Source organism: Arcicella rigui (genome assembly GCF_034929435.1).
Lineage (GTDB): Bacteria > Bacteroidota > Bacteroidia > Cytophagales > Spirosomataceae > Arcicella > Arcicella rigui.
Map to the genome: position 1 here is coordinate 21,026 of NZ_JAYFUM010000030.1, position 13,586 is coordinate 34,611.

General features: G+C 38.5%; 6 protein-coding genes. All 6 read right to left on the minus strand.

The window, feature by feature from the left end; translation table 11 throughout:
* Nucleotides 1-23: 23 nt before the first annotated feature.
* Complete coding sequence (locus VB248_RS21080) at nucleotides 24-1,961, minus strand: family 43 glycosylhydrolase (protein WP_323298816.1); 1,938 nt, start codon at nucleotides 1,959-1,961, stop codon at nucleotides 24-26.
* A 6-nt stretch (nucleotides 1,962-1,967) separates the two neighbouring features.
* A complete protein-coding gene (locus VB248_RS21085) occupies nucleotides 1,968-3,506 on the minus strand; it encodes a glycoside hydrolase family 43 protein (protein ID WP_323298817.1) in 1,539 nt (512 codons plus the stop codon).
* A 153-nt stretch (nucleotides 3,507-3,659) separates the two neighbouring features.
* A complete protein-coding gene (locus tag VB248_RS21090; RefSeq protein WP_323298818.1) occupies nucleotides 3,660-5,327 on the minus strand; it encodes a glycoside hydrolase family 43 protein in 1,668 nt (555 codons plus the stop codon).
* Between the two features lie 25 nt (nucleotides 5,328-5,352).
* Nucleotides 5,353-7,812, minus strand: a complete 2,460-nt coding sequence (locus tag VB248_RS21095; protein ID WP_323298819.1) for a glycoside hydrolase family 95 protein — start codon at nucleotides 7,810-7,812, stop codon at nucleotides 5,353-5,355.
* A 116-nt stretch (nucleotides 7,813-7,928) separates the two neighbouring features.
* On the minus strand, nucleotides 7,929-9,050 hold the full coding sequence (locus VB248_RS21100; RefSeq protein ID WP_323298820.1) for an endo-1,4-beta-xylanase: 1,122 nt from the start codon (nucleotides 9,048-9,050) through the stop codon (nucleotides 7,929-7,931).
* Between the two features lie 264 nt (nucleotides 9,051-9,314).
* Complete coding sequence (locus VB248_RS21105) at nucleotides 9,315-13,406, minus strand: hybrid sensor histidine kinase/response regulator transcription factor (protein ID WP_323298821.1); 4,092 nt, start codon at nucleotides 13,404-13,406, stop codon at nucleotides 9,315-9,317.
* Nucleotides 13,407-13,586: the final 180 nt, after the last annotated feature.

Consider the following 13,586-nt stretch of genomic DNA (forward strand, 5'->3'; position numbering starts at 1 on the left):
GCACTGTAAGAAAATTAGTCTTATCACTTGAATTTCAATGACTTCACTGCAATAGACTTACTGCTTACTTTAGGAAATCTCACAAAAACATCGTGTTGTCCTTTGATGGCTTTGATACTTTTGCTAAAAACTTTCCAGTTGGTCATGCCATTTGTACTCGAAAAAGGTACAGTCGCTATGAGTTTACCAGTGGTGAGGTCGTCTAACCAAATTTCAAGTTTACCACTACTTGTAGCCGAAAGTTCTATTGCTATGGCTTTCGCTTTTTGGTTTTTCCCATCTAAATCAACGCCTGAAATCATGAACCAACCACCATTTTCTGAATCGTTGGTAAGGGCTTCTTCGGCTGTTTTTTCTACGCCATAATAATTACTAAATCCAACCGCAGGAAGTGTTGAAAAACCATCTTTACAAATGAAAAAGTCAAAATCGGCTGGTTTGCCTTCGGTAAATAACCCCAAGCTTGTACCCACCCACGAATTGTAATTGGGTTGTGTTTTATCAAGATTTATAAGGCTAATACTTTCACCAATTTGTGTCCAAACTTTACCATTGGCACTCGCAAAAGCTGTAAGGTTATGTTGTTTTCGGGTCACTTTCAACCAAACTACATTTCCAAAAGTATTTGGGATATTATAAGAAGTTTTGTCAAATTGGAAGAAGATTTTTTGTCCATCCTCAAAACCGCTATACAAACGAGCAAATACTGTTTGGTTGCCATTACTCAGATAAATACCTGCTTTATGGGTTGATTCTAAAGCACTTATGTCAACTTTCGTCAAAGCCGAGTAATAATGGTCAGTTTCTTTTTGTACAATACTGGTTCTGAGGCTATCTGGTGAAAGTCGAAGCCAACCTTTGTGCGTGGTGAGATTGTATAAATCAGCGTGTTTTTTTCGTAAAAAATGCCAATTCAAAGAAAGTACATCCGCTTCAAAATCATCAGACGCAACGCTTCGCCAAGCCGTGCCAGATTTTGGTAGATTGGGCATTTCGATAGGCTGCGTCGTGGGTGCCATGCCCCAAGGGCGGTCGCCTTCCCAAATGACTGGATACAAGGAAGTTTGACGACCCAAGCCCGACCAATCATCACCTTCATATCTTTCATAACTCTGCCCGATTGTCCACCAAGTGCCGTCGGCTAATTGAACTGGAGCAGCAATATGATTTGGGCGACGGAAACCAACTTTTGGGTCGGTAATAGGCTTGAAAAATTCGCCAAGTCGTTCCCACTTAGTTGAATCGCTTGTTAATTCTTTGCCTCTGAGTACGTACTGTCCACCTGACACATCGCCAGCAGGGAAGTAATAATAATAGCCATTGCGTTTGCACATCACGGGGCCTTCTGCCCAGCTATACTGCAATTTGGCGTTTATCCAATCAAGGTCAATTACCGAAGAAGTAAGCTGACCATCTTTTCCTAATTCTTGTAAACGATTGGTTTTTTGTCCATTTTTAATCACCATATAAGGCTTTCCGTCATCGTCCACAAAAATCGAATTGTCATAACCCAAAGGCCCAGTTTTAGGATTAGATTTCACTTGAACAGGCTCAGACCAAGGGCCAGTTGGCGAATCTGCTTTACTAAACCATTGTCCGTTTGCCGAAAAATAAATCCAATAAGAACCATAAAAATAGGTAATTGCTCCCTGCCAAGTACCAGCCGATGGGCGGTCTGTAACCCAAGTAGCCTTTTGTGGGGGCAATACACGGCTGATTTCTTTCCAATGCACCAAGTCTTTGGAATGATAAATGGGCATATAAGGCGTAAAATGAAAACTCGAACCACAATGGTAAAAGTCATCGCCCACTTTCAACAAAGTGGGGTCGGGGTGGTCGCCTGGTAACACAGGGTTGACGTAAGTTTTTACTGTTTGATAAAAAGATTTATCTGCTTGTGCGAATGCTGTTGTATGAAACAATAGCCCAAACACAAGTAAAATATACTGTTGTTTTTTCATGTTAGCTTACTTTATTCTAAACCAATCAATATCTACAAAGCCCCCCGTTTGTTGTGTGGCATAATTAAATAATCCAAAACGATAGCCCATAAAGTGGGGTAAGGTATAAGTCATTTTCAAAGGCTCGCCGATGGCTGTCCAAGATTTGCCATCAAGACTGTAATAAAAATGGGCGGTATCTGCTCTTTCTTTGAAATTACAATCAATTTTAAAATAGACTTTTTCCTGCGTAAGGGGTACGTTTGGACTTTCGATGGCTTTGCCAGAACCTGCATTAATCATCACAATAGCCTTTTGTCCCTTGCTGACTTTTACGCCAACCAAGCCATAATTTTTTTGTAAAACACTCAGTCCTGCAAAATCTCCTTCTTTCAAATTTGCCACATCAAGCGAAGTAATACCCGAACAAACAGGGCCAATGGTACGTTGGGTAAGTGTATTTCTGGCACTCAAAAATGCTGAATCAAGACGGCCTGTTTTTAATCTTAAAAAGCCTTTTCTTTCAGTAACAGACCAAAGCGAGTTATCGGGATTATGGTTCCATTGCCAGACCAAAGGCAAAGGCTTTTCGCCTTTTTTGCGGTTAAATTCATCGGAAGCGACGATGCTTGGAATCAAACTTTTGTTGGCAGGAAGGTCTAATTTTTCAGGAACTTTGCCATTTTCACCTAAAACAGGCCAACCATCCTCCCATTTTACAGGCACAAAATAAGGAATACGTCCTACCGCACCGTAGTCACGGAAAAGATAAGAATACCATTTTCCATCAGGCGTATCAATCAAACCACCCTGAGCAACGCCCAAATCTTGTAAACCAATTTTTCCTTCCCAAGGACCCGTGATTTTGTCGGCACGGTGAATAAGTACCGTTCTCATACCGCCACGTGGCCAACAGATATTGAACAAGTAATATTTGCCATTATGCTTGAAAAGCTGTGAACCTTCGGCTGGTAACATAATGGGGGCATTGGCGGCGGCTGAAGCATTTTCAATCAAAGTTTTTTCTTCTGTGCCTTCCATTTTCCCACTCAAATCTGGCTTTAATTCCAAAATTTTGAGTTTCCCTGCCCCATAAATGAGGTAGGTTTTACCATCGTCATCAAAGAAAATGCTATGGTCGTGGTAAGCAGGGGCAAAGGTCTTTTCTTTCCATGGACCTTTTATATTTTTGGAAGTATAAATATGCGTTTTACCCGATGTAGCGGCAAAAGTACTGACCATAAATTCGCCATTATGATAGCGGATACAACTCGCCCACGAACCTCGACCGTAAGTACTTTGCCCATTCGTAAGATTCATGGCATCGTTTTCTACCAATCTATCATAACAATAGCTTTCGAGTTTCCAATTTACCAAGTCTTTCGAGCTCATAATCGGCACGCCCGGACTCATGTGCATGGTGGTGCTACTCATATAATACGTATCGCCCACACGAATCATCGACATATCTGGCACGTCGGCAAAAATGATGGGATTTTGGGCTTGCTTTACCTGTGCAAATACATTTTGACTCAGTATAAGCAGGAATAAAAGTTTCTTTACCATGCTGTTTTGTTCATATTTTTAATCACTTATCGGGTAAGTAACATACTATTTTTAGAATAATAATGAAGCCGCAAACATGGATAATCCTACAAGAAAAATAATTGTTTTAGAGCGATTCATGATATTCATTTTCAGTCAGTTAAATAGTTTTATTTATTTTAATATCGGGTCATTCCCTTTGTATTTTAGGTATTTGAACGTGGCATTATTGTCAGACTTTTCGCCATTTGAGGTAGCATACATCGCAAAAACACTACCAATAAAACCACCTGAAACTTTGGTAGATAAGTGCTTACCGTCTTGATTTTCAGCCAAAGTCTTAAAATCTTTGCCATTTTCTGAAATGGCAAAATGGCATTTATCCGCATTATTGGTTATGCGTAAAATTAGCTTTCCATTGCCAACAGGTAGCGTATTGATTAACTCTACGTCTTTTTTGCGGTGAACACTTTTATATAATTCTACTTGTGTTTTACCATCTTTGATAGATTTTGCCAAAAAGTAATAATGACTTTCGTCTTGATAAATCACTAAGCCAGCTTTTTCTTTTTCAGATTTTGGAGAAAAAATAAGCTCAGTTTCGGCAGTACTGTTTGTATGTTGCTGGCGTTTGGCTACAAAAGATGGATTGCCAAGTTCTGAAATGGTTTCAGGTTTCAATTTTAATATCAATCCTTTTTTAGAAGTCTTAAACGAAATACTATCTACCGTGCGTAAGTGCATCATCGAAAGGTCAAGTCCTTTATCAAATTTCATTGTATAGGAAAAATTGCCACTTTGAGGCAAAGCACCTTTTTGTTTTACTTCTTTGATATTGGTTTCGTACTTGTATTCGATGGTTTTTTCGCCGTGTTCAATAATGGGCCAATCGTTTACCCAAGTGAGCGGAGCAATAAACATTTCACGACCTGTATTATAATAATCGCCTTCATAAGGGCGAACTGCTAAGAAAATAGAGTACCAATTTCCGTCAGGGCCTTCGATAAATTGAGCGTGTCCTGCCGAAGTAATCGGATTTGGGCGGTCGGCTGGTAACTCTCTTTGCGTTAATACTGGATTTCCTTCAAAGGGTATATAAGGCCCCCAAATATCTTTGCTACGCAAGGCTACTTGTGAGTGATTGACCGAAGTTCCGCCTTCGGCACAATACAAAATATACCAATCGTTGCGTTTCATAACGTGCGGGCCTTCTATCCAAACAGGCTTTTTGGTAATGTCCACGCCGCCGTTTATCAATTGCTTTTTCTCGCCAATTGTTTTCAAGTTTTTGTAATCAAACTCATACATTTGCACAGTACGATGACCAGCGTAAAGAGGCTTATTATCAGGAGCTTCACTGTTATAAACGATGTAGGCTTTATCGGTGGCTTCGTCGAAATAAATAGAGGGGTCGATGCCTCTAACTTGTGGCAATTTTACGGGATTACTATAAGGCCCCGCAGGGTTGGTGGCGGTAACTACAAAGTTACCGTCGTGGTCAATATCGGTACAAGTAACATAGTAAATGCCTTTGTAGTAAGCAATGGCAGGGGCAAAAAGTCCACGACTCATACGCTCGCCCATAAAATCCATTTGTGAGGGACGGTTGATGACATTCCCAATTTGTTTCCAATTTTTCAAATCACGGCTGTGCATGATGGGCAAACCCGGGAAGTAGGAGAAAGTAGAATGAACAGAATAATAATCTGCTCCAACTTTTACCACACTTGGGTCAGGATAAAAACCCGTCAGAACAGGGTTTTGCAAAGTAGTTTTCTGTGCGTTTGAAACACCAACTGTAAACAAATAAGTAAGTACTAAAAAGAATGCTTTTATTTTCATGTTTATAAAATGTCTATGCTAAAATTTATTTTACTGAAAAAGTATAAACTTTACCTTTTTGAGTAGCTACGTCAAAAAGGAAGGTTTCCTTTAATTCAAGTGGTTGGATAGTTGATTTTTCGGAAATGATGGGTTTGGGTATTTCTTCTAATTGATAAAATGGATTGGTATTTTTACCTTGGGCTTTTGCTAAAGTTACTCCTGTACTTAATTGCAATTTGTTGGGCAATCGCAAACGAAGGTTTCCGCCTAAATTAGATTTGACGACCAGTTTAACCAGCTTGGCATCTTTCCACTCCATTGCTACAATTTCAAAACCGCCTTTGGCACGAAGTCCACGGATAGAGCCTGCTGTCCAAACATCGGGTAACGCTGGCAAAAGATGTATGGCATCTTCGGCACTTTGCATCAGCATTTCGGTAATACCCGAAGTACAACCGAAATTGCCATCAATTTGGAATGGCGGATGAGCATCGAACAAATTGTTGTACGTTCCGCCTCCATCGGCATTTATTCCCAATGGCGTAAGCTGATTTTGAATCAATTTATAGGCATGATTTCCATCTTGCATTTTTGCCCACCAGTTTACTTTCCAGCCCATACTCCAGCCTGTCGAAACATCACTGCGTTGAAGCAAGGTATTTTTGGCAGCCGCAAATAATTCTGGCGTGCGGTAAGCTGATATTTGATTAGAAGGAAACAAGCCATACAAATGTGAAATATGGCGATGGTGGTCGTTGGGGTCGTCCACGTCGTCGAGCCATTCTTGCAACTGATTGTGCTTGCCGATGTGCATGGGAGCTAACTTACTGCGTATTTGTTTGAGGGAATCCACAAAAGCAAGGTCACTGCCAAGCACTTCGGCGGCTCTGATAGTTGAGCTGAATACATCATACACAATTTGGTTATCCATCGTTGTGCCTGCGTCTATGGAAGAACCTTCATGTGCGGCAGGAGCGTTTTCTGGCGAGTTGGCAGGAGCTACCACCAACCAGTGATATTTGGGATGTTCTACCAAAAAATCAACATAAAAAGTTGCTGCTCCTTTCAAAATGGGATACACCGAAGCTAAGTATTTTTTGTCGCCATTGTACAAATAATGTTCCCAAAGGTGCTGACTCAGCCAGCCACCGCCTGCATTCCAAACGCCCCAAAATGCCCCGTCAACTGGGCCGTTGATTCGCCAAATATCGGTATTATGATGAGCCATCCAACCCTTAGCCCCGTACATCACTTTGGCGGTTTCTTTGCCTGTTTCCGACAATTCTTTTATCAATTTAAGTAATGGTTCGTGCAATGCTGAAAGATTGGTTTTTTCGGCAGGCCAATAATTCATTTCAGTATTGATATTGATGGTGTATTTGCTGTCCCAAGCTGGTCGTAATTTATTGTTCCATATCCCTTGTAAATTGGCAGGTTGTCCGCCCGGTTGTGAAGATGAAATCAACAAATACCTTCCATACTGATAATACAACGTAACAAAATGTGGGTCATAGCTTTTGTTAAAATTTTTCAATCGCTCGTCGGTTGGCAATTTTACGGCATCCGTTGTACCCAAATCCAATTTTACTCGATTAAAATACCGCTGATAAGCAGCGATATGTCCTTTTAAAATAACTGGATAAGCTTTTGGAAAAGCTTTATTCAAATATTCCGAAGCTCTTTTGTTTTCATCGCCACTTATATCATCATATTTGTTGAAATTGGTGGCAATTGAAATAAAAATAGTGGCAGTATTGGCATTTTTCACCACAACCGAAGTATCAGTGGTACTCATGTTGCCACCCTCAATTTTGATTTTTGCGATTCCTTTGAGCCTGACCAAGCCTTTTACGCCTTCGTGGTCTGCGGTTGTAGCAGCCAAAGTAAGTTCTTTATTGGGCGTAACAGCAATGCTTTTCTTGGCATGAGGCGAAGAGTAAGTGGCTGAAAATGAAAGACTATTAGCTTTGTCGGCTGTTAGTCGTACTACAATTACTCTATCTGGAAAAGAAACAAAGGCTTCACGGGTGTAAGTCACGCCTCCTACTGCATAAGTAGTTGTAGTTACGGCTTTTTCAATATCCAATTCACGGCGATAATTGCTAAACTGTTGGTGTCCTTCAAAAGTTAAATGCAAATTACCCACAGGCTGAAACATTTGTCCATGCGATTTTTTGGTGACAATCGACTGGTTGGTCAGCTTTTCGGCTTCTTTGTATTTTCCTTCAAAAATCAATTTTCTAACTATCGGCAAAGCCGCCAAGGCATCGGGGTTATCGTTGCGGTTAGGGCTACCACTCCAAACAGTATGTTCGTTGAGTTGAATCGTTTCCTTTTCAACATTGCCATAGACCATTGCCCCTAAAAAACCGTTCCCGATAGGCAAAGCATTTTCCCAAGTATTGCCTGCTGGTTGTTTGTACCACAAGGTCAATTTTTGTCTTTCTTGTGAAAAACCGCCATTCGCCAAAAAGAGTAACAAGACTATGTAAAATCGTTTCATAAATATTTTGAGATTGTTTTAAGTATTAGCATTTATTGTAAATTCTCAACTTTAGCTAAGAATTATGCTAATTTCCTCTAAAACACTTAGTTTCTATCCTTTTTTATCTTTACTCATCATTTGGCGGCTTTTAAATTCAGTACTGCTTGGTAAGCTTTTTTAGGTTCTAAAGCTCTATCGAACAACAAAGGGTAATTGGTTCTGTTCCGAATTGGGAACCCGTTTAGCCATGAATGGCTATCATCCACGCCCCAAAAAGTTACTCTACTGATTTTGTCTTTATGTTTCAAGAAAAGTTTAAAGAGGTCTGTGTAACGGTCGGCCAAAGCGGTTTGCACCGAATCGGGCAAAGAATCTTTGTATGGGTTCATTTCAGGACTTTCGGCAAAGCGTTGGTTCACATCCGCACCTTTTAAATCCCAAGGGTTAGGTAATACCGTAAGGTCTAATTCCGTAAAAGCTATTTTGATTCCTAATTTTGAAAACTCAATGATTGACTCTTCGATTTCTTTCAAATTGAGGGTTTTAATACTCCAGTGTCCTTGAATGCCAACGCCGTCAATTTTTGTTCCGCTTGCTTGCAATTTTTTGATAAGTTCAATTGCTCCTTTGCGTTTGGCAGGTTGTTCAATATTGTAGTCATTATAATACAAAGCCGCTTTTGGGTCGGCTTGGGCGGCTAAATCGAACGCTTCTTTGATATAGCCTTCACCCAAGGTATTCAAGAAAACAGATTTGCGAAGTGTACCATCTTCATTCAATGCCTCGTTTACGACATCCCAACTGTTGATTTTACCTGCATAACGCCCTGCTACGGTGTTGATATGTTCGGTCATAAATATACGTACAGAATCGGCATTTTTCATTCTGAAAACAAAAGACGGTAATTGCGAATGCCAAACCAAGGTATGCCCAACTATGTACATTTGGTTTTTTTGTCCGTACTCTACATATTTATCGGCAAGTGTGAAATTATAACGGTTGGGTGCTGGGTGAATAATCTGAGATTTCATAATATTCTCAGGAGTGATAGCATTAAATTCACGCTTGATTAATTGATTCGCTTTTTCGTTCTTTTCCAAAATATGCTCTACGCCCAAAGCTGTTCCCATCAAGAAATCATCATGATAAACCGACTTTAGCGAAACAGGTGTTTTCTGAGCAAAAGATAAGTTAAGAGATAAGACACTTATAAAAACTGTGCGATACATCGCTCTTGAAATTCTATAATAATTCATGCTTTTTGTTTGTCTATTAAACTGCTTCTATAAGCGTTATTTTAATGTTGTAAAGTAAGTAAATGCTTCAAAAATTGAATAGCACAAATTATCAAATATGCTTCCCAAATGTTCAGTGAATAAAAAATTGTCTGATTAATATAAATAATATTACAAAAAGAAGCTTGTTTATTGATATTTTCAGAAAATTTGCTGAACACTTAGCCCAATTGCTTGAGTTAAGTATTCAGCTTTTTGGAGGAAATAATGGATAATTTGCTGATATTAAACCGCAACATTCTTGTTGAGTGCCACGTACTCTGATGGCGAAACATTGTATTTTGCTTTAAAGGCTCGTGCAAAATAGTTCGGGTTTGAAAAGCCCACCGCATAAGCGATTTGTGAAATTTTCATGTCATTTTTCTGTAATAAAGACAATGCTTTTTTCAATTTCAATGACCTTACATACTCTACGGGTGTTTCGCCTGTGAAGCTCAAAACTTTCACATACAAAGTACCTCTACTCACAAACATTGCTTTGCTCAGTTCTTCAATCGAAAGATTAGGACTTTCGATGTGTTCTTCTACGTAGCGAGAAAACTTCAACAAAAATTTCTCGTCTTCTGAAACAACCTCTGTTTCGGGTATTTCTACTTGTATATGTTTGGTATAAGTATTTTTTAATAAACTATTCAAACTCAGTAGATTTTCAATCTTGATACTGAGTAAATGAAAACTGAAAGGCTTGGTCAAATAATCGCTTGCTCCCGATTCCAAACCTTTTAGTTGGTCTGTTTCTTCCGACAAAACTGTCAACATAATCACAGGAATATGCTTGGTTCGGTTATCGTTTTTAATTTTCCGAACCATCTCAATGCCATCAACACCGGGCATATTTACGTCACTAATAATTACTTGTGGATGACAAGCCAACGCTTTTTGCCATCCCTGTCTGCCGTCTGAAGCTTCGATAATTTTGTATTTAGTTTTCAAACTTTCTACTAAGTAGGCTCGTAAATCGTCGTCATCATCTACAATCAATACTACTGGCATTTCCATTTTGGGAGGTTCGTTTTTGGCAAAACTCTCGATAGGTGCAGATTCTTCTTTTGCAATGATTTGCGGCGAAGTTTGCTGAAAAGCTATCGGCAAAAGTGGCAAAGAGATAATAAAAGCACTTCCAACGCCTTCTTCACTCTCTACTTTTATCGTTCCTCCATGCAGTTTTACAAATTCTTGGGCAATCGACAAGCCTATGCCACTGCCTTGGTTCAATATATCTGCGTGATTATTTATCTGGAAAAATCTTTCAAAAATTTTATCCGTCATATCGCTCGGCAAACCAATTCCAGTATCACGCAGAATCAATTTTATGCCATTTTCGCCATCGCCAGTAATCTGAAAACTTACGTTACCGCCATCATTTGTAAATTTGATGGCATTGGAAAGTAAATTAATCAAGATTCGCTCTAATTTATCTTTATCGAAAGTAGTTACATAATTACTATAAGCACTTACAAAATGTAAATTGATATTTTTTCTTACGGCAATGTATTTGAATGAATCTACGATTTCTTGGGTAAAATCTATTAAATCTCCTTCGGTTTTGTGCAAATTCAATTCGTTCGCTTCAATTCTTCTGAAATCAAGTAATTGATTCACTAAATTCAAAAGCCTTTTGGCATTTCTACTGATTAAATTGAGCATTTCTAATTTTTCAGTACTATTTTCCTGAAACATCAGGTTTTCGATAGGGTTCAATACCAAAGTTAAAGGCGTCTTCAACTCGTGACTCAAATTGGTTAAGAACTTGATTTTTATTTTTTCAAGTTCCATTTTTTGTTCGGCATCGTGTCTTTCTTTTTCAATTAAATGCTTCATTTCCAAACGTTCTTGCGTTCGGGCAAATTCATTTTTCAATTTTTGGATAGAACTTCTTCTAATAGCCCAAACTGCTCCAACAATAAGTAAAAGGTAAAAGAAATAAGCATAATAAGTACGCCAAAAAGGTGGTTTTACAATAATATTAATCACCTTTTCGGGCGTTTGCCACGAACCGTCTTCACTGTACGCTTTCAATCTAAAGGTATATTCGCCCGGGTCCAGATTGGTATAAACAGCAGTATTTAATGTTCCTGCTTGATTCCATTCTTTATCAAATCCTTCTAATTTGTAAGTGTATCTGTTTTCGTGTGGTACTGTATAATTCAAGGCGATAAAGTCTAAAGAAAAATTCTGCTTGTAGCTCAAAACCATTTCTTTTGCTTTGGAAATATGTTCAGTTATTTCTGAATTTTCAGAAGCATTTACTTGTTTGTTGTTGATTTTCAGACTGGTAATTACTAAAGGTGGAATATTTTTTTTCTGAAAAATATTGGCTGATTTAAAATAATTAAAGCCGTCTAATCCGCCAAAAAACAAAGTTTTGTCTGAGGTTATCAGACCAGCTCCAATATTAAAAGTGCTCTGTTGTACTCCGTTGTAATGGGTAAAATTTCTAAATACTTTTTTCTGAGGGTCGAAAGAACTGATTCCTTTATTAGTACTTATCCATATTTTGCCGTTTTCATCTTCTAAAATTTTAGAAATCACATTGTTTGATAAGGAATAACTTTCATCAAATCGTTCAAAAGAATTTGTCTTGGGTTGATACAAACACAGTCCGCCACCCAAAGAACCAATCCAGATTCTGCCTACATGGTCGCAAAAAATATTCTGTATTTTATCTATCGGCAATCCACTATTTCCATGATTAAATACTTTAAAACGTTTTTGAGTGGGATTATACAGAGCGATACCTGTACCATTTGAACCAATCCAAAAATTACCCGATTTATCCTGTTCAATACTTGTGATAAAGCCATTCAGTGGAAATTTTTGCCCTGTTATCAATTGAAAAACCTTTTCTCCAGATGCCATTGTATTAGTTAGCGGATCATAGCGATAAACGCCATTTCCGTTAGTTCCAATCCATATTTTTCCTTCTGAATCTGTTTTAAAACAATTTACGGGCAAGTCAGTAGCATCTGTTTCGCTTTTAGGAATATGATAGTACTTCGATGCCCCAGTTTTCATATTCACTGTGTATAAACCCGCTTGATAAGTACCAATCCAAAGTGTTCCTCCAGAAGCCTCCAAAGCAAGTACAGAAGCAGCATTTACCTTTTGTTCTTTGAAACGAAATGGTTTGATTTGTCCCGTTTTGCGATTAAATACATTCAAACCTGTACCTTCTGTTCCGATAAATATATCGCCAGAAGGGCTTTCGGCGAATGCCATCACGGAACTGCCTGTTAGACCGTTGGGGTCATAAGAATTATATTTTTTATGGTTGAAAAACGCCAAATTGGTGTCATACTTATTTACGCCTCCTTGGTAAACCGCCAACCAATAAATTCCTGCATCATCGATATAAATATCCCTCACCGAACGCCCACTGGTACTTGGCACAAAACCGCTTTGCTCCAACAGCGAACTTTTTACTCTGGTTGCTTTGCCCGTTTGTGGGTTAAAAATATCAATACTTCCTTCAGAACCAACCCAAAGTTGCCCAGCTTTATCAAACACTACTTTATAAATATGATTACTCGAAAGTGTATTGATGTCATTTGCATCCGATTTATAGCTAAGGAAAGTCCCCTTTGCTACATCCATTACGTAAAGTCCTCCTATGTTTGTCCCTATCCAAAGCTTACCGTTTTTGTCTTCGGCAATGCTATTAATCTGATTAAAAGGGATGACATCAGGGCGATTGGGGTCTTTCAGAAAACGGGTAAATTGTTCTTTCTGAGGATTATAGAGGTGTAAACCATTGTCTGTTCCAACCCAAATACGATGATGACTGTCTTCGAAAGTACAGAGAACGGTATTTGAATTTAAACTAAATCTTTTGTTTGGATTTGCTTTAAATGCTTTTACTTTTTTAGTAACAGGGTCGAAAACAAATAAACCTGAGTACGTTCCTACCCAAATTTTTCCTGCATGGTCGGCACATAAACTGATAATCCAGCCAAACTTTGTAAAGTCGTAATTGATGAAAGAATCTAAATTCAGATTGTAAAATGACAAAGTAAAATTAGTTGCCAACCATATACTTCCTTTATTATCTTGTGTGATAGCAGTTACTGGCCCTCTGCCAATACTGGTACTATCGGTATCTTTGTGGTGGTACGTAACAAAATTTTGTCCATCAAATCTATTAAGTCCGTCTTCTGTTCCAAACCACATAAAGCCATTGCAATCTTTTACGATGGCATTAATTGCATTAGAACTTAGTCCGTCTTTACTACTAAAATTGATGAACTTATATTCCTTTTGCTGCCCAAACGTAGCTTGAACTAATAAAAAAGAGATAAAAAAAAGGTACAGTTTTTTCATTTTCATAGACTTTAACCTAACGACTATTAGTTTGGCATTCAAAATCAGCTTCATTCTTTTCTCCAAACCGATTATACTTCTGAACAAATTGACAATAGCCTTCAAATTTTTTCTAAAAAACCTTGATGCTGAAACATGGCAATGCTCAATCCTTTTATCGAAGTAAATCCCCCATCATCG

Coding starts and splice junctions, on each gene's coding strand:
- VB248_RS21085 (WP_323298817.1), bottom strand. CDS start 3,506: ATGGTAAAGAAACTTTTATTCCTGCTTATACTGAGTCAAAATGTATTT.
- VB248_RS21090 (WP_323298818.1), bottom strand. CDS start 5,327: ATGAAAATAAAAGCATTCTTTTTAGTACTTACTTATTTGTTTACAGTT.
- VB248_RS21100 (WP_323298820.1), bottom strand. CDS start 9,050: ATGAATTATTATAGAATTTCAAGAGCGATGTATCGCACAGTTTTTATA.
- VB248_RS21105 (WP_323298821.1), bottom strand. CDS start 13,406: ATGAAAAAACTGTACCTTTTTTTTATCTCTTTTTTATTAGTTCAAGCT.
- VB248_RS21080 (WP_323298816.1), bottom strand. CDS start 1,961: ATGAAAAAACAACAGTATATTTTACTTGTGTTTGGGCTATTGTTTCAT.
- VB248_RS21095 (WP_323298819.1), bottom strand. CDS start 7,812: ATGAAACGATTTTACATAGTCTTGTTACTCTTTTTGGCGAATGGCGGT.